Raw genomic sequence first — 18,185 nt, forward strand, 5'->3', positions numbered from 1 at the left:
AAATTGTGATTTGAATCCTAAAATTCAACTAATCACTTTATAGTCTATTATTCTGTATTGGATTTTCATGTTTAGCATATTATGCTTGCATATATTACTCATAAACAGGGGGCAGAATGAAGGTCCTTATTTTAGGTAGCGGCGTTATCGGCGTCACCAGTGCCTGGTACCTGGCTCAGGAAGGCCATGAAGTTATCGTTGTCGATCGTCAGCAGAGTGCTGCTGAAGAAACGAGCGCAAGTAATGCCGGGCAGATCTCACCCGGATATGCAACACCCTGGGGAGCACCGGGGATCCCATTAAAAGCAATAAAGTGGATGTTTCAACGACATGCCCCATTAGCTATTCGTCCTGATGGTTCACTATTTCAGTTACGCTGGATGTGGCAAATGCTGCGTAATTGTGATGCAGACCATTATGCTATGAACAAAAGCAGAATGGTGCGTCTGGCCGAATATAGCCGTGACTGCATGAAACAATTGAGAGCGGATATAGGCATCCAATATGAAGGGCGGCAAAGTGGTACGCTACAATTATTCAGAACTAACAAGCAGTTTGATAATGCGGTTAATGATATTGCGGTGTTAGAGCAAGAAGGCGTTCCTTATCGGTTACTAACCTCAGATCAATTAGCATCAGTGGAGCCTGCACTCGCCCATGTTTCTCATAAATTGACGGGAGGATTACAGCTTCCTAATGATGAAACCGGTGATTGCCAAATTTTTACAAAAGAACTGGCAAAAATGGCAGAAAAAACAGGGGTCAGATTTGTGTTTAACCGGCAGGTTAAACACATTCTGGTGGATGGCGATAAGATAACAGGTATTCAGTGTGATAATGGCATCATAACAGCGGATCAGTATGTTATAGCAATGGGCGCCTATTCTACTGAATTATTGAAAGATCTTGTCACAATCCCGGTTTATCCAATGAAAGGTTATTCGCTAACCATGCCGATAATGAATGAAACACGCTCACCTGTTTCAACAGTATTGGATGAAACTTATAAAATAGCCATTACCCGCTTTGATAATCGAATTCGCGTTGGGGGAATGGCAGAAGTCGTTGGTTTTAACCTGAATGTGCTGAAAAGCCGTTGTGAAACGCTCAAAATGGTAGTAGAGGATCTTTACCATAATGGTGGCAATATTGCTGAAGCCTCATTCTGGGCCGGATTACGGCCAATGACGCCGGATGGCACTCCTATTGTTGGTCCAACAAAATATCCTAATCTTTATTTAAATACCGGGCATGGAACATTAGGCTGGACGATGGCCTGTGGTTCAGGAAAGTTATTATCTGACTTAATCTCTGGTAAGAAGCCTGAAATTGCAGCAGATGATCTCTCCGTATTCAGATATATCAATGGATTTAATACAAAAGTGCTTCAGACGAAGCATCGTTTACATACTGCGTAAATTAAAAGAGGCCATCATGCCACGTCCTATTTTGGCAACCATCCATCTCGACGCATTTCGTCATAATTTAGCTGTTATCCGCCAAAAAGTCGGTAATAGTAAAATCTGGTCGGTAGTGAAAGCGAATGCATATGGGCATGGGTTGGACAGAATATGGCAATCACTCAAGCAGACGGATGGATTTGCACTGCTTGATATGAATGAAGCTACTTATTTGAGAGAGCAGGGGTGGCAGGGGCCAATCCTGTTGTTGGAAGGTTTCTTCAAAGTTGAAGATTTGCAGATAATTAATCAATATGACCTGACAACCACAGTGCATAGTCATTGGCAACTCAAGGCGATAAAAGAAGCGGAATTAGATAAGTCCATTGATATTTATTTGAAATTTAATAGTGGTATGAATCGTCTGGGATTTACTCCAGACGAATATCCGCAGATAGTTTCAATGGCAAATAGGATAAAAAATATTAATTCAGTTACTTTAATGACGCATTTCGCTAATTCCGATAATGAAATTGGTGTTGATGGGCAATTCACCGTTGTTAACCGACTGAATATGAACTCACTCCCTCACTGTCTGGCTAATTCTGGGGCAGTCTTATGGCATCCGCAAACACATGGTGATTGGGTCAGACCCGGAATTATTCTGTATGGTGCATCTCCCAGTGGGAAGTGGCGTGATATTGCGGATGTAGGATTAAGGCCAGCAATGAGTTTAAAAAGTGAAATCATTGCGGTTCATGATCTTCCCAAAGGAAAGAAAATTGGCTATGGCAGCCGCTATACCACCCAATATGTGACTCGTGTGGGAACTGTGGCATGTGGTTATGCTGATGGTTATCCACGACATGCACCAACAGGAACGCCGATTATTGTCGATGGTATCCGTACTCGCTTATTGGGTGCTATATCAATGGACATGATGTCGGTTGATCTGACTCCATGCCCACTGGCAACAATTGGCAGTTCAGTCGAATTATGGGGAGAAAAATTACCGGTGGATGAAGTTGCGGAGGCAGCCGGAACAATTGGTTATGAGCTACTGTGTGCTTTGGCCAGACGTGTTCCGGTCGTTGTGGAGTAGCATCAGTATTTCTGTCTTTTCAGACAGACATTTGTTCGTGCAGAGTTTTGTGCGAAGTTCTGTACGGAATAAGTGCCCGTTCAGAACCCACACATTACCAGACTCAACTTTTATTTTGGCGGCAACGAATAACGGTAGCAAGTTTGCCTGGAATACCATGTTTAGAATGTAGAGGGGTGTTGATACGTGCAGTTTCAACGCAGGCCATATTTTTATAGCCTTCCCTACTGATATCTTGCATGCTACTCGCTAGCTCAGCACCGGGATTCCAGCAGACCACATCACTATGATGATAATGGTGAATTTCAATGGTACGTTTCCATAACTCATCTCTAATCAGATTGAAATTCTCTGGCTCTGTATAAATACGATCCGTTCTTCCTTGGAAGCTCAGGTCTTCATTAGTGTATTGTTCTCTGTTTGTAACAGTATCAATAAAGTGATTACCTAATCCGCTGACACGGATCTGATTGATGTTACTGATATTAAAGTAAGAGTGTAGGGCACAAGTGACCTGATAATCTCCGTGGGATTCCAGTTCTATTTCGCAAGTCTTCCCCAATTTAAAACGAGCAATAAGTGTGAATTCATGTGGCCATAATTGTTTTGTGTATGCGCTATCTTGTAGTGTGAACATCAAAATCACACCATTCTCATTTTCATGATGAGCCTTGAATTCCCACGGTAATATCCGGGCAAAACCATGACTTGGTGTGCTCAGAGAGCCAAACCAAGGCCAACAGATGGGAATACCACCACGAATGGCTGTACCCTCGCGGAGTTTTGTACTATCGCTTAACCATAATACAGGTTTTTCACCACAGGGTTGCCATGCCATAAGATGCGCGCCCTGGATGCTGATTGCACCACGGATTTTGGGGTGAGAAATCACAATCAGCGGAAATCCATCAATATTCCTTTGACTGATATAAGGAGATATTTGTTTTACAACCGATAATGAGAAAATTTTATCAAGCATCTATATGACCTTATATAAACCTGAATTGGATAACTGCTGAAGGCAAGGATAGCTTATTGTGGAAGAGAGGGAAAATAAAGCCACCTGTAAAGGTGGCTTATTGAAAAACTGCTGAAAGTTCAATTAGTTAGAGATATGAGCAATCAGATCCAGAACTTTGTTAGAGTAACCAGTTTCGTTGTCATACCAAGAAACCAGTTTTACGAAGTTGTTGTTCAGAGCGATACCCGCTTTTGCATCAAATACAGAGGTTAGTTTTTCGCCATTGAAATCGGTAGAAACAACGTCATCTTCAGTGTAGCCCAGAATGCCTTTCAGTTCACCTTCAGCCGCTTCTTTGATTGCTTCACAGATTTCTTCATAGGTCGCTGGTTTTTCCAGACGTGCTGTCAGGTCAACAACAGAAACGTTAGGAGTCGGTACACGGAAAGACATACCGGTCAGTTTGCCGTTCAGTTCTGGAATAACTTTACCTACTGCTTTTGCCGCACCGGTAGAAGATGGAATGATGTTTTGTGCCGCACCACGGCCACCACGCCAGTCTTTCGCAGAAGGACCGTCAACCGTTTTCTGAGTTGCAGTTGTTGCGTGAACAGTTGTCATCAAACCTTCAACAATACCAAATTTATCATTGATAACTTTAGCTAGCGGAGCAAGGCAGTTGGTTGTGCAGGATGCGTTGGAAACGATGTCCTGGCCTGCATAGGCATTGTGATTGACACCCATAACAAACATTGGTGTGTTGTCTTTAGATGGGCCAGTCAGAACAACTTTTTTCGCGCCAGCAGTGAGATGTTTACGTGCAGTTTCGTCAGTCAGGAAAATGCCGGTTGCTTCAGCAACAACATCAACACCTACTTCGTCCCACTTCAGGTTAGCTGGATCTCTCTCAGATGTAACGCGGATGGTTTTGCCGTTAACAACCAGATGGCCGTCTTTAACTTCAACAGTACCGTTGAAGCGGCCGTGGGTTGAATCGTATTTCAGCATGTAAGCCATGTAATCTGCATCTAACAGGTCATTGATTGCAACGATTTCAATGTCAGAACGCTCTTGTGCAGCACGGAAAACAATACGGCCAATACGACCAAAACCGTTAATACCTACTTTGATAGTCATAGTATTCCACCAGCTATTTTTTAGTGAATTAAAAGTTGTTTCTAAAGTTACCAAAATCTTGTCAGTCGTCAAGCGGAATCGTGTCAACAATTGAAAAAGATCAATTTAGAAACCACTATCTGAATGTTCGCTATGCAACCGTAACAAGCTCTAAGCCCATCATTATCAGGGTATAAAGAGATATTTAAAGTTACCATTGGTTAGATATGTGAGACTTATCACAATTAGTAAAGTAAATCATGATGTTGAATGCGTTAGAATGCCTTTTAACATCCTAATATTTGCTTTTTGTTGTTTTCGGTGTTTTTTAATTGAAAATATTGGCCTCAAAAGGTGGTTTCCATGGCTAAAAATATCTCCGTTTCTCTGGAGCAGCTTAGTGAAATGCAGCGTTATGTCACGCAGGAAGCAGGCACTGAGCCGCCATTTTCAGGAAAACTGTTGCACAACAAAAAAAGTGGCATTTATCATTGTTTGTGTTGTCATCAGCCATTATTTGTTTCTGATACTAAGTTTGATTCTGGATGTGGATGGCCAAGTTTTTACCAGCCAATCAATGACAAATCCATCAGATATATTGATGATTATTCCCATAATATGCATCGAATAGAGGTGCGTTGCAGTCATTGTCAGGCACATTTAGGGCATGTTTTCCCTGATGGTCCTAAACCTACCGGAGAGCGCTTTTGTATTAATTCGGTTGCCTTATGGTTTGTTGATAAGGAAACAGGAGAAGAAACAGCAGGTTAATATTATGACTGCGGATGTTTTTAAACAAATATAAGCAATATGAATTGGTAATTAAAATAGAATCGATTCAGCCAAAATATGTAGCCGTAAGGAAATATCGATGAAGTTGGATGATTTACTCTCTGCCATGACACCTGAGATTTATCAACGATTGGTTCAGGCTGTTGAGTTGGGCAAATGGCAAGATGGCGTTCCATTAACACCAGAGCAGAAAGAAAATAGTTTGCAAATGGTGATGCTTTGGCAAGCCAGGCATAATTATGATCCTGAACATATGACGATTGGCACGGATGGCCAAATTACGATAAAAAGCAAGCAAGAACTGAAGGCTATGTTCCAATCAGAAATGGTTGCTAAGTTAAAGCCTCAGACAGAAGAAGAATGAGTCAAATAACCTCGTCCTTTGTAATGAGTCTGTAATAAAAGGACGAGGTTGATTTCTGGTATATTCAGAAAAAATTTATAGCAGCCTATAGGCTAAGATAATTTTTTCTTTTTCATACAAAATAACTTAAAAAAGCGTTGTTATTTCACTCAATGAAGTCAATTTGGCACCTTTGGCTGCCATTTCTTCAATGGCTTGTTGGCTGTCATCCGCCTGAATGTTGACTCCACGGCAACCCTCAACAACCAAGTAAGTTTCATACCCATGTTCTAAAGCATCCAACACCGTAAATTTTACGCAGTAATCAGTGGCAATACCCAGAATTAACAGGCGATTGATATGTTGCTCTGATAGCCAGCTATGTAGTCTGGTAGCATTTTTACGATCGTTATCAAAGAATGCGCTATAGCTATCTATCTGCGAATTTTCGCCTTTACGAAAAATTTCCTGAATAGCAGACTGATTCAGCGCTGGATGGAAGTCTGCACCTGATTGCCCCTGTACACAATGTACAGGCCACCATATCTGAGGGATACCATTCAGTTCCCCCAACTCACCGACCGGTTGACCAGAATTGATGGCAAAACTCATGTGATTGGATGGATGCCAATCCTGAGTTGCGATAACGCTGATGTTGTGTTGCTGACACAATTCAATAGCTTTATTTGCTATTTCGATAACTTCTTCGCTTTCCTTGACCGCCAGTGTACCGCCTGTACAGAAGTCATTTTGTAGATCGATAAGTAATAATGCGGTTTTCATTATATTCCTCGATTTATTTTTTTTACTTGTCGGAGTAGCTCAATTCTCCGCGTAGATTTTGTTGCATTAGCGAGCGGATTTCTTCGGTTTCATAGTGCTGGCTCAACAAGTAGTGCAGTTTGGTCAGTGTTGCTTCAAAAGTCATATCATAGCCGCTGATCACGCCTGATGTAGCTAGCGCATGGCCATTGGCATAACCTTCCATATTGACTCTTCCAGAGATACATTGTGTTAAATTGACCACAATGATGCCTCGTTCAGTCGCTTCTCTTAGGATTTTTAATAAATCTGAACGCTGTGGGGCATTACCAACGCCATAAGAGCGTAAAATCAGTGCTTTGACAGGTTGCATCAGGATATTTTCAACTACCTGACAGGATAATCCCGGATAGATAGTTACAACGCCGATTGGCTGTGATTTGATTTGATGTACGATAAAGTCGCCATGACTGGTCGGTATGGGAGCAATATTAAATGTACGGATATTGATCCCGGCTTCGATGAGTGGAGAGCAATTGGGAGATGAAAAGGCGTTAAAACCATCGGCGTGGGCTTTAACCGTTCTATTCCCACGAAACAATTTATTGTTAAAAAACAGGCTAACTTCGTTAACGGGATAATTGGCCGCCAGGTACAATGCATTCAGCAAATTTGTCTGACCATCTGAACGCAGTGCTTCTAAAGGTATTTGCGACCCTGTCACGATAACGGGTTTGCTTAGGTTTTCAAACATGAAAGAGAGTGCTGAGGTAGTGAAAGCCATGGTATCTGTACCATGCAGGATCACAAAACCGTCGTAATCATGGTAATTCTGGTAAATATCGTTGGCGATAATCCCCCAATCATCCGGACTCATGTCAGAAGAATCGATAAGAGGGTGATGTTCACGGAGCGTGAATGTTGGCATTTCTGGGCGATGGAATTCCGGCATCTGTGCAAGTTGCCGTTGTAAGTGACCAGAGACAGGAATGTAACCATTGGGAGAATGCTGCATCCCGATTGTGCCACCTGTATAAACAACATAGATAGATTTCTTCTGCATGGAAGTACCCCAATAACAGTACCTGATAAAAATATTCAGCCGATTATAGGGGGTATATGGAATAAAAAAAGCCTGATATATAAGGATCAGGCTTTTGGGTATAACTGTTATCGCATTTTAGTAATAACTTTCTAGCGGATATTCTCGCAATTCAGGCAGAACGCATAAACATTCTGCGGATCATTCATGCGATTATAAAATACTGCCTGCTGTTTCATGTCTTGTGCAACCTGAGCAAATGGTGCCGGCAACATTGATTGCAGAATATTTGGCATAATTGCCTGAGCAGATGAAGAAAACTCCAGCATGAGTTTTTCAGTGAGGGAAAGCTCTGGCTGCATCCAGTCTAATGATGCTGTTTTGAGGCCGGCTAATTCAACAGCTTTCTTCACGGCATCATCGAAATCGCCTAACTGATCGACCAGGCCATTCTTTTTAGCATCACTACCACTCCAGACACGACCTTCGGCGATTTTCTTAATCTCATCTGCTGACTTACGCCGGGAATTAGCCACCAGTCCGATAAATTGGTTGTAACCGTTTTCAATCGACAATTGCATAACGTCAGAAAACAGAGGGTTTATACCTTTTGTTAATGAAATATCAGACAGTGGATGTGTTGAAACTCCATCTGTATTCACACCAAGATGATCCAGGCTTTTTTCAAAGGTATTGAAGACACCGAAAACACCAATGGAGCCAGTTAAAGTATTTGGTGATGCAATAATGTAGTTAGCTGGCGTGGATACCCAGTATCCCCCTGATGCCGCAAGACCCCCCATTGAAACAACGATTGGTTTCTGATTGACCTTTTTACCATTTTCATCAGTACCTTCCCGAATTGCCGTGAGTTCACTGCGGATCAGCTCAGATGCGCCGATACTGCCGCCAGGGCTGTTTACACGCAATATAATGGCTTTGATTTCGGGATTCATACGTGCTTCTCGCAGTTGTGCTGCGATTGTATCACCACCTGCTATACCATTGGATTGTTTACCATCCATGATTGCACCTTCAACAATGATCACCGCAATGTTGCCATTGTTTTGATAACTGTTTTGGACTGGTTGTTTAGCAATATAGTCATTAATACTGATATAGTTGAAATGCTGATTTTGTTTATCCCAACCAAATTTATGTATCAGTTTCTTTTCCATGACATTCAGAGGCGCAATTTTATCTACTAAACCGTTTTGAAACGCATAGAGGGCGCCATTTCCTCCAGCCTTATGGAATTTTTCAATAAACGTTGAAGGGTCAGAAAGTACCTGGTCAAAAGGTATTTTCCTGTTGGTGGCAATAACTTGCCGGTAATTGTTCCAAAGTTCATTAAGCCAGAGCGCATCTGCTTTACGGGCATCATCTGACATATCATTCCGCATCATTGGCTCTACTGCTGATTTGTATGTACCAACTCGGAAAATGTGGGTGGAAACTTTCAGATTTTCTAATAATGATTTATAGAACAGACGGTTGGTTGAGAAGCCATGAAGGGACACGCTTCCCTGTGGAGCAAGGAATATTTTGTTTGCGTAACTGGCTAAATAATATTGTGCTTGGCTATAGTTATTCCCGATGGCAATAACTGGTTTACCTGAACTCTTAAATTCATTGATGACTTTACCTATATATCTCATAGAAGACTGATCGGCACCAATAAAATCATCTAACTTCAATACCATACCGGTAATTTTAGGGTCACTTTTCGCCCGTCGGATACTATCAACAATATCGAACACAGAGGTTTCCTGTGAACGGCTGCTGGAGGAGTCAACAAGATCCCGTCCGAGCTGATCCAGTGGATTGAGAACAGACACTTGATCAACAACAATACCGGATAAGTTGACATATAATGCCCCATTATAATCATTGTCTAAGCGGAATTGCTCTTTATATACGAGAACGCCAGTGGCGACTAATACAACCAATAGGATAAAAATCAGGTTGGAAATAAATTGGCGAACGAAATTTAGCAGTTTCCAACTCCATTTAAATATTGCTGCTATAAACTTCCATAAAGTACGCATATCGTCTCCAGTTATGGGATCAAATAGGATTATCCTAATCAGCTGGCTGATAAATGTCAGCTGGAAATCGCGGGAATGACTGAAAAAAATAATAACACCTACTCTTTCATTCAGTAACGAATAAACAGAAAATGTCAGGTCGTGATAGGTTATCTTATTCAGGAGGAAATTATGAATGCTTTAGAACTTTTATTGAATCGTCGTTCTGTTTCACGTTTAACCGCTCCAGCTCCGGAAGGAGAGGCATTGCAACATATTCTTGCGGCAGGAATGCGGGCTCCAGATCATGGAGCATTACGTCCCTGGCATTTTATTGTGATGCAGGGGGAAGGGATTGATAAATTCAGTAATTTGCTCGAAAAAGCAGCAACTGATGGTGCTATGGATGAAGATGTGGTGGAAAAAGCAAAAAATGCACCTTATCGCGCACCTATGATTATTACTGTTATTGCCAAAGTTGCTGAACATGCAAAAGTGCCCGCCTGGGAACAAGTTGTGGCGGCAGGTTGTTCAGTTCATGCTATGCAAATGGCTGCGGTGGCTCAGGGGTTTGGCGGAATATGGCGTTCTGGCTCCTGGACTGAAGATCCAACAGTCAGAGCGGGTTTGGGATGTGAAGAAAATGACAAAATTGTTGGATTCCTCTATTTGGGCACACCGGAACTTAAAGCTCCGATGAAAGTTTCAACACCAGATTTAACGGGTTTTGTCAGTTATTTCTAAGTGATTGTTAAAGTGACTGGTGATATTGCCAGATGCTGTGGATCAGATGTGGTGGGGAAGAAAGCCGCTGCATCAATCCACTTCTTTTAGTTTAATTGCCTAGATGAACTAACTTAACCACGCTCAAACAAGGTATTGATTGAAGTTTTGAATAATTCCATGCGTCTTTTTATTGCAGAAAAACCTAGCCTGGCACGAGCCATTGCCGATATTTTACCAAAACCTCATCGTCGGGGAGATGGGTTTATTGAGTGTGGTAATAACCAATTTGTTACCTGGTGTGTAGGCCATCTGTTAGAGCAGTCTGAGCCAGATGCTTACGATAGCCGTTATGCGCGCTGGGTATTGGCTGATTTGCCGATCATTCCTGAAAAATGGCAGTTGAAACCACGGGCAGCCGTTGCCAAACAACTTAATACGATTAAATCTCTTCTGGAAAGGGCTGATGAAGTTATTCATGCCGGAGACCCTGATCGTGAAGGTCAATTACTGGTGGATGAAGTATTGGATTTTTTGCAATTGGATAATAATAAAAAGCAAAATGTCCAACGCTGCTTGATCAACGACTTAAATCCACAGGCGGTACTTAAAGCGGTTGAGCGTTTAAGGAGTAACCGGGAATTTATTCCTTTATGTGTTTCAGCACTCGCCAGAGCTAGAGCGGACTGGCTCTATGGCATTAATATGACCCGTGCTTATACATTGCTGGGGCAGAATGCCGGCTACCAGGGAGTGTTATCTGTCGGACGTGTTCAGACCCCTGTACTGGGGTTGGTTGTTCGTCGTGATGAGGAAATAGAGCATTTTGTACCGAAAGATTTCTTTGAGGTCAAAGCTTATATTGTTACTCCGAAAGAAGAACGGTTTACGGCTGTATGGCAACCCAGTGAGTCCTGTGTTGATTTTCAGGATGAAGAAGGCCGGATTATCCATCGGCCTTTAGCAGAGCATGTTGTAACGCGTATTACAGGGCAACCTGCTCATGTTATCGTGTATCAGGATAAACGGGAATCAGAAACGGCACCATTACCATTTTCTCTCTCTTCATTACAAATTGAAGCAGCCAAGCGCTTTGGTTTAAGTGCTCAGGATGTATTGGATATTTGTCAGCGACTTTATGAAACACATAAATTGATCACTTACCCACGTTCTGATTGTCGTTATTTGCCGGAAGAGCATTTTGCAGGGCGTCAGGCTGTCTTAAATGCCATTTCAGTTCATACCGCGCATTTATTACCACAGGATGCGTTGGACACGGAGAAAAAGAACCGTTGTTGGGATGATAAAAAAGTTGATGCCCATCATGCGATTATTCCCACAGCCCGAAGCAGCCAGATTAATCTGACGGAAAATGAACACCATATTTATGGATTGATTGCCAGACAGTACTTGATGCAGTTTTTCCCGGATGCGGTATTCCGCAAGTGTACGATCGAGCTTGACATTGCAGGTGGAAAATTCATAGCAAAAGCTCGTTTTCTGGCAGAAGCTGGCTGGAGAACCTTATTGGGTAATAAAGAGCGAAATGAGGAAAATGAAGGCACTCCGCTGCCTGTTGTTGCCAAAGGTGATGAACTTTTATGTGAAAAAGGAGAAGTGGTGGAGAGGCAGACTCAACCACCGCGTCCTTTTACTGATGCGACTTTATTGTCTGCAATGACAGGAATTGCCCGATTTGTACAGGATAAAGCACTAAAAAAAGTGTTACGAGCAACAGATGGTCTGGGCACAGAAGCAACGAGAGCCGGTATTATTGAATTACTGTTTAAACGGGAATTTCTGTATAAAAAAGGGCGCTATATCCATGCAACACCTGCGGGGCGGGCGCTTATCCATGTATTACCTGATATGGCTGTATTGCCCGATATGACAGCACACTGGGAGTCAAAACTAACACAAATCAGTGAAAAACAAGTCCGCTATCAGGATTTTATGTTGCCTCTTCACGAAACGTTGCAGCAGTTGATTTGGCAGGCAAAACAGTATCGAAATTTGAAGGCTTTTAGGGAGTTACCTCCTGTTCCCGTGAAAGGAAAAAAGAGTAAAAAGAAGAAAACAAAGACCGACAAAGCCGGGTAGATAAGGTCAAAACGATACAATTAAAAACACCGTAAGAAAAATCCAGCACTGAAATTGGCGGTGCTGGATTTTACTATTTTGAGCATCAAATTTTAAATTCAGCCCAAACAGGAGCGTGATCAGATGGTTTTTCCATGCTACGGATACCATAATCTATACCAGCAGAAAGGCATTTTTCCGCTAATGGACGGCTGGCAAGTAACAAATCAATACGAAGCCCCCGGTTATCGTCAAACCCTTTAGAGCGATAATCAAACCAGGAGAATTGATCATTGATCTCAGGATGATGTGCCCGAAACGTATCGACCAGCCCCCAACTTTTAAGGCGTTCCATCCACTCTCTTTCTTCCGGTAAGAAAGAGCATTTTCCGGTTTTCAACCAGCGTTTTTGGTTATTTTCACCGATCCCAATATCAAGATCAGTCGGACTGATATTCATATCTCCCATAATAAGAATATTGGATTCTGGGGATTGCTTTCTTTCCAGATAGGTTTGTAAATCTTGGTAGAATTTTGCTTTTGCAGGAAATTTGACCGGATGATCGCGGCTTTCACCTTGTGGAAAGTAACCATTAATTACAGTCAATGAGCCTAGAGGTGTTTCAATATCTGCCATGATAATACGACGCTGTGCATCATCCTCATCCGTAGGAAAACCTTTCTGAACTTTAATTGGCTTCTGGCGTGTCAGCAGGGCCACACCGTAATGGGATTTTTGACCGTGATAGAAGACATTGTAACCAAGTTTACTAACTTCTTCTAAAGGGAACATTTCATCATGAACTTTTGTTTCTTGTAATCCAATCACGTCAGGCCGATGTTGTTCAACAATCGCAGTAAGTTGATGAGGGCGTGCCCGCAGGCCATTAATATTGAATGATACAAATTTCATACCGTTATAATCACCTATAGAATATTTATCTTTTTAATCTTAACAGATATAAAAAAGGATGTAACCATTTATTAAATAATAATTTTAAGTAGGTTAGCTTGATATTTCACTATTTTACTCTTATATGTAATGTCATATTGATTATAATGCGCTTATTACTCAAATTTAGAGTATGTAATAGTGATAAATAATAAAAAACACATGATGAGTACATAATGAATTAATGGATAAATAATTATTTAATTAATCATTCTCTGTTATATTCAACACCTGATACTATGCTTTTAGGTGAGTTTTTTTATTCTTGAAATTTATTCTGTGTCACGCATTACAAAAAATAATTAATGAAAAAGTAGAAGAGTTAATCAATCTCTGATAGAAAATTGAACTTGTAGACCATGTTTATATTTATTAATGGTTTACATTCACGATGGAATATTCATCATGATACAGGTGAATAATATAGTTCATCTGAACCGCATTTTTGCATCAGGGGCTGGCATTACATATAAATGCCATTTGAAAAATAGCTATTTTTATTGTACAAAATTATACCTTCACAATATCAAGTTTGATTTAGCGGTTACCTGATGAGAAGGCCATTTCAAGGAAATTATTTTAGCCACAAGTTACATAGGAACGGTGAATTATGTTTTTTTCTCGTAAATTAGAAGCATTCATGGCGGTGGTGGAAATGGGTTCTTTAAGCAAAGCGGCAAGAGTGATGAACCGTACGACTCCCCCAGTCGCTAAATCAATTAAAGACTTTGAGGCGACGTTAGGAAAGCGCTTATTTAAAAGGGAGAAGTTTGGGATGATACTGACTAAAGACGGAGTGGAACTATATAATGACCTAAAAGAACTTTATTTGAAAGAAAAGGAAATTACAAAGAAACACTTTAGCGGAACTATTTGTAACAGTGTCAATATCTACTATGATTGGGGGAAAGACAGACATCTGATTTCACTTTATAAAGCAGCAGACAGAAATAATGCTCAAGTTAATATATTACGCTTTAGTTATGATAACATTGATGAAATAGTTGACTATGAGGGCAATACGATAATTTTAAGCTCAGAAAAAATACTCAGTGATAGATTCAGTCTGGTTCGTAAAATTGAAGGGCAGAATTTAGGTATTTGCTGCCGTCAAGAGTTAATAGATGAAGCCAATGGTGATTTAACTCAATTATTGAAAAAGAAAACGTGGTTGTGTGATCCAGTTCTCTATAAAAGCGATTTTATAAAGAATTTGGAAGAGGATATGATAAAGAACGGAGAGAAAGTTAATATAAGACAAATGGACAATATGGAGTGCTGTCTTAATTTCATTCAATCCAAAGATTATATTTTTATTACAGATGCCCGTTCTGGTGCGTTGGAGGAAGGAAAAAGCCTAGGCTTTATTCCAATATCACGAGCTGATGCAGTTAATCAGTGTTACGTTTATAAATCTAAATCCCACTCAAGCGTGTTAAATCGTTTTATCGACTCCGTTAGTGATATGGAGTAACCGATTGGATAAGCGGAGCAAATTGCAGATCTTCCAGAGCTCCGCTATTGGTGTCCGGTGAACACGTTAATTTTACGATATTCATTTGCTCATTGAGTAAATTAGATTGTTCTTCCCCCAGGCAGTATATCTGTTAGCTTTAACAGTAAATGCAAATAATGGAATATACCTTAGGTTACGGTGGGGGAAGGATGATGCGCCATTGCTTATCTTTCACTTCCGGCTAACGTGCTGTGCGTAATATCACTTCACTATGTTCAATTTTCAATCCAAATTTTGGTCGAAGGTCTTTGTCCTTGCTTTGGGTATGTATAAATAGTTTTTATTCAGGAATAAACTAAGGTGAGGTGATATAGCTAGATGGTGGTGGGGGAAGGATTCGAACCTTCGAAGTCTGTGACGGCAGATTTACAGTCTGCTCCCTTTGGCCGCTCGGGAACCCCACCAGATTTTGAATTGCACGCTGTCGTTGTCAGCGGACGGCATAATATCAAATCAACCGCCGCTGTAAAGTAGTTATTTAAAAATTAAGTCTCGAACGATGTTTTTTTAAACTTTGTGTTCGAATATCATTCCATTAGGGTATTTTGTTATCAGAATAATCACTCTGTTATCTAACAAAAATACCCTTAACTTATCACAGAATAATAGTGCGGTTACCATACACAAACACACGTTGAGAAAAAACCGAGTGCAATGCTTTACTTAGCACATTTTTCTCGACATCTCGTCCTGCCCGCATCATCTCTTCAGCAGTATAACTATGATCCACGTTAATCACATCCTGAGTGATGATAGGGCCTTCATCTAAGTTATCATTGACATAATGTGCAGTGGCTCCAATGATTTTGACCCCACGTTCATAAGCCTGGTGATAAGGACGGGCTCCTATAAATGCTGGTAAGAATGAGTGGTGAATATTAATAATTTGATTTGGGTAATGCTGAACGAATGCCGGTGTTAAGACACGCATGTACTTGGCGAGTACAACATAGTCGGGGTTATATTGATCTATCTGCGCCATTAACGCTTCATCGTGCTGTTCCCGGCTCAAACCTTCATGGCTGATATGATGGAAAGGAATATCAAACTGCTCAACTAATGGCTGCAAGGTGGTATAGTTGCCAATAACAGCGGCTATTTCCACATCCAATCCTTCATAAGCACTTTTTACTAATATATCACCGATACAGTGGGCTTCTTTTGTCACCATGATAACAATACGACGACGACCTGCTGTATTCAATTCACGGCTTGAACCAACAGGAAGAGCATCATCCAGGTCGGTCAGAAATATTTCATCATTAAAGATACCTTCCAGCTCTGTACGCATGAAGAAACGACCAGTGAGATGATCGACAAACTCACTATTTTGTACAATATTCAATTGATGCTTGTAACAAATATTTGTGATCTTCGCGATTAATCCTTTGGAATCAGGACAAATTGTACGCAAGATTTTTTTTTGTATAATTGCGTTTTGCATGGATAACGTGATCCTCAAATGTTTTTCACTGTGTGTGAATGGTTGTGTTTAAAATATTTAAATATTGATTTAACTACAGCATTTTTTATATTTTTTGCCCGAACCACATGGGCAAGGATCATTGCGTCCTGTTTCGGGGCGAACACCATCTATATAGAACCAATGTTGGTCAATACGCAAAAAACGAGAACGCTCATGTATCAATTGTCTATATTGCTTTTCCTGCTCAATAAAGCAAGCTGAAAATTCGACGTAGGCTTCGTTATTATGTTGCCCTTTATTTGTGTCGATCACATTCAACCCTAGCCACTGTACACCAACAAAGCTTTGTTCTATTTCTGAACGCCAGGTTTCTGCCTTACAATCAGGATGCCAGGTTGCAATCAGATAATCGACATTCTCCGTCACATAAGCGCTATATCTGGAACGCATCAGAGATTCGGCATCTGGAGCAGGGTAGTGATTATCAATATAAGGGCCGCAGCAATGTGCGAAAGGTGAGCCGCTGCCACAGTGACATACTTTTGTCAAAATAACTCCGGTTGATTAAAAAGGTTGTTGTTAATATGGCTGATATTGTAAGGATATGTAAGCGTAAAATATATAATCGTATAAATAGTTATGATTGATTAGATTACCGTCAATAATACCTGAATACAGGCTGTAGCTGCAATGTTTAGTGAGAATACTCTATTATCAATACCCTTTATGCTTCAGAAAATTCATTTAACAGCTATTTGATATAAAGGTGTATTCAGAGTGTATATATCAGTTATGCAAATATCGTAGTATGGAAACCATAATTAAATTTTTATTCACTGTATATCTGGCTGTGTTAGCTGGTATACTCTGGCGCACTATTTTTTAGGTATGTGACTTTTTTCACATATACAATTTTTCACACATACGATTTTTTAGAGAGTTGGTGCTATCGTTTAAGCTGCAAAAGGAGTTTTTCAGCTATAACATAGCCGCGGGAGACTATGTAATGTCAGTAATAAATAAAAAAGTAAAAAAAAGCTGTAATCCCTGTTGCTGGTTTGGGAACCAGGATGTTACCAGCCACTAAAGCTATTCCTAAAGAAATGCTGCCTCTGGTTGATAAGCCACTTATTCAATACGTTGTCAATGAATGTATTAAAGCAGGCATTAATGAAATTATTCTGGTTACACATTCATCCAAAAACTCTATAGAAAACCATTTTGATACTAGCTTCGAGCTAGAGGCAATTCTTGAAAAAAGAGTGAAGCGTCAGCTTTTGGACGAAGTTCAATCGATTTGTCCTAATCATGTGACGATCATGCAGACCCGTCAGGGGATCGCTAAAGGATTGGGGCATGCGGTGTTATGTGCTAAGCCACTTATTGGCGATGAACCATTTGCTGTTATTCTGCCGGATGTCATTTTGGATGAGTACAGTACAGATTTATCGGAATACAATTTGAGCGAAATGTTATCACGTTTTAATGATAGCGGAACAAGTCAAATACTGGTTGAACCGGTTCCTGTTGAGAATGTTTCTGATTATGGGATTGTTGATTGCTTTGGAGAAAACCTGCAACCAGGTGACAGTAAACCAATTGCCCGTGTTGTTGAAAAGCCCAAACCAGAAGAAGCCCCTTCAAACCTTTCCATTGTCGGTCGCTATGTATTATCTGAGAAAATCTGGCCATTACTGGCAAAAACAGCGCCAGGAGCAGGGGATGAAATTCAGCTTACCGATGCTATTGCCATGTTGATGGAAAAAGAGCCTGTTGAGGCATATCACTTAAAAGGCCGCAGTCATGATTGTGGTAATAAATTGGGTTATATGCAGGCGTTTGTTGAATATGGCATGAAGCATAAGCAGTTGGGAGAATCATTCAGAGACTGGATTATAACCTTACAAACTCAGATTGAAAAATAATCTATTAGTAATTTAGGAT

Annotated in this window: 16 protein-coding genes and 1 tRNA gene; 8 read left to right on the forward strand and 9 right to left on the reverse strand. The window is 40.7% G+C overall.

Going from position 1 to position 18,185, the window contains the following annotated elements; translation table 11 throughout:
• Positions 1-116: 116 nt before the first annotated feature.
• Both BDD26_RS14450 and alr read left to right on the forward strand, forming a co-directional pair.
• Entirely contained in the window at positions 117-1,418 is a 1,302-nt protein-coding gene (locus BDD26_RS14450) for a D-amino acid dehydrogenase (RefSeq protein ID WP_115826914.1), read from the forward strand.
• 16 nt (positions 1,419-1,434) lie between these two features.
• The gene (gene alr, locus BDD26_RS14455; protein WP_115826915.1) at positions 1,435-2,502 is read left to right on the forward strand and encodes an alanine racemase; all 1,068 of its coding nucleotides are present in this window, start codon (positions 1,435-1,437) and stop codon (positions 2,500-2,502) included.
• Positions 2,503-2,605: 103 nt separating this feature from the next.
• Here the strand turns inward: alr and BDD26_RS14460 are convergent, their stop codons facing one another.
• Both BDD26_RS14460 and gapA read right to left on the reverse strand, forming a co-directional pair.
• Positions 2,606-3,481, reverse strand: coding sequence for a D-hexose-6-phosphate mutarotase (locus BDD26_RS14460; RefSeq protein WP_115826916.1), 876 nt, complete (start codon positions 3,479-3,481; stop codon positions 2,606-2,608).
• A gap of 123 nt (positions 3,482-3,604) precedes the next feature.
• Positions 3,605-4,600: a glyceraldehyde-3-phosphate dehydrogenase gene (gene gapA, locus BDD26_RS14465; protein WP_115826917.1), complete on the reverse strand. Its 996-nt coding sequence runs from the start codon at positions 4,598-4,600 to the stop codon at positions 3,605-3,607.
• A gap of 342 nt (positions 4,601-4,942) precedes the next feature.
• On the opposite strand from gapA, the gene msrB reads away from it, so the two are divergent.
• Both msrB and BDD26_RS14475 read left to right on the forward strand, forming a co-directional pair.
• The gene (gene msrB / locus BDD26_RS14470; protein ID WP_038270199.1) at positions 4,943-5,350 is read left to right on the forward strand and encodes a peptide-methionine (R)-S-oxide reductase MsrB; all 408 of its coding nucleotides are present in this window, start codon (positions 4,943-4,945) and stop codon (positions 5,348-5,350) included.
• Between the two features lie 100 nt (positions 5,351-5,450).
• Complete coding sequence (locus BDD26_RS14475) at positions 5,451-5,735, forward strand: YeaC family protein (RefSeq protein WP_115826918.1); 285 nt, start codon at positions 5,451-5,453, stop codon at positions 5,733-5,735.
• A gap of 126 nt (positions 5,736-5,861) precedes the next feature.
• On the opposite strand, the gene pncA is transcribed toward BDD26_RS14475, so the two are convergent.
• The 3 genes from pncA to sppA form a co-directional block, all read right to left on the reverse strand.
• On the reverse strand, positions 5,862-6,497 hold the full coding sequence (pncA, locus tag BDD26_RS14480; protein WP_115826919.1) for a bifunctional nicotinamidase/pyrazinamidase: 636 nt from the start codon (positions 6,495-6,497) through the stop codon (positions 5,862-5,864).
• 22 nt (positions 6,498-6,519) lie between these two features.
• Positions 6,520-7,539: an asparaginase gene (gene ansA, locus BDD26_RS14485; protein WP_115826920.1), complete on the reverse strand. Its 1,020-nt coding sequence runs from the start codon at positions 7,537-7,539 to the stop codon at positions 6,520-6,522.
• Positions 7,540-7,670: 131 nt separating this feature from the next.
• Positions 7,671-9,566 (reverse strand): signal peptide peptidase SppA, encoded by a 1,896-nt coding sequence (gene sppA, locus BDD26_RS14490; RefSeq protein ID WP_115826921.1) that lies wholly within the window; start codon positions 9,564-9,566, stop codon positions 7,671-7,673.
• A gap of 171 nt (positions 9,567-9,737) precedes the next feature.
• Here sppA and BDD26_RS14495 point away from each other — a divergent pair, with 171 nt between their 5' ends.
• Both BDD26_RS14495 and BDD26_RS14500 read left to right on the forward strand, forming a co-directional pair.
• On the forward strand, positions 9,738-10,289 hold the full coding sequence (locus BDD26_RS14495) for an NAD(P)H nitroreductase (RefSeq protein WP_038270181.1): 552 nt from the start codon (positions 9,738-9,740) through the stop codon (positions 10,287-10,289).
• A gap of 159 nt (positions 10,290-10,448) precedes the next feature.
• A complete protein-coding gene (locus BDD26_RS14500) occupies positions 10,449-12,368 on the forward strand; it encodes a DNA topoisomerase III (protein ID WP_115826922.1) in 1,920 nt (639 codons plus the stop codon).
• Between the two features lie 85 nt (positions 12,369-12,453).
• On the opposite strand, the gene xthA is transcribed toward BDD26_RS14500, so the two are convergent.
• Complete coding sequence (gene xthA / locus BDD26_RS14505; protein ID WP_115826923.1) at positions 12,454-13,260, reverse strand: exodeoxyribonuclease III; 807 nt, start codon at positions 13,258-13,260, stop codon at positions 12,454-12,456.
• A 649-nt stretch (positions 13,261-13,909) separates the two neighbouring features.
• On the opposite strand from xthA, the gene BDD26_RS14510 reads away from it, so the two are divergent.
• The gene (locus BDD26_RS14510) at positions 13,910-14,773 is read left to right on the forward strand and encodes a helix-turn-helix domain-containing protein (RefSeq protein ID WP_038270174.1); all 864 of its coding nucleotides are present in this window, start codon (positions 13,910-13,912) and stop codon (positions 14,771-14,773) included.
• A 361-nt stretch (positions 14,774-15,134) separates the two neighbouring features.
• Here BDD26_RS14510 and BDD26_RS14515 read toward each other — a convergent pair.
• From BDD26_RS14515 to BDD26_RS14525, 3 genes are all read right to left on the reverse strand, one after another.
• Positions 15,135-15,219, reverse strand: a tRNA-Tyr gene (locus BDD26_RS14515).
• Positions 15,220-15,410: 191 nt separating this feature from the next.
• Positions 15,411-16,259, reverse strand: a complete 849-nt coding sequence (gene purU / locus BDD26_RS14520) for a formyltetrahydrofolate deformylase (RefSeq protein WP_038270172.1) — start codon at positions 16,257-16,259, stop codon at positions 15,411-15,413.
• Between the two features lie 69 nt (positions 16,260-16,328).
• Positions 16,329-16,790 (reverse strand): YchJ family protein, encoded by a 462-nt coding sequence (locus BDD26_RS14525; protein WP_038270169.1) that lies wholly within the window; start codon positions 16,788-16,790, stop codon positions 16,329-16,331.
• A gap of 521 nt (positions 16,791-17,311) precedes the next feature.
• Here BDD26_RS14525 and galU point away from each other — a divergent pair.
• Entirely contained in the window at positions 17,312-18,166 is an 855-nt protein-coding gene (gene galU / locus BDD26_RS14530; RefSeq protein ID WP_244922745.1) for a UTP--glucose-1-phosphate uridylyltransferase GalU, read from the forward strand.
• Positions 18,167-18,185: the final 19 nt, after the last annotated feature.

It is taken from the genome of Xenorhabdus cabanillasii (assembly GCF_003386665.1).
GTDB lineage: Bacteria > Pseudomonadota > Gammaproteobacteria > Enterobacterales > Enterobacteriaceae > Xenorhabdus > Xenorhabdus cabanillasii.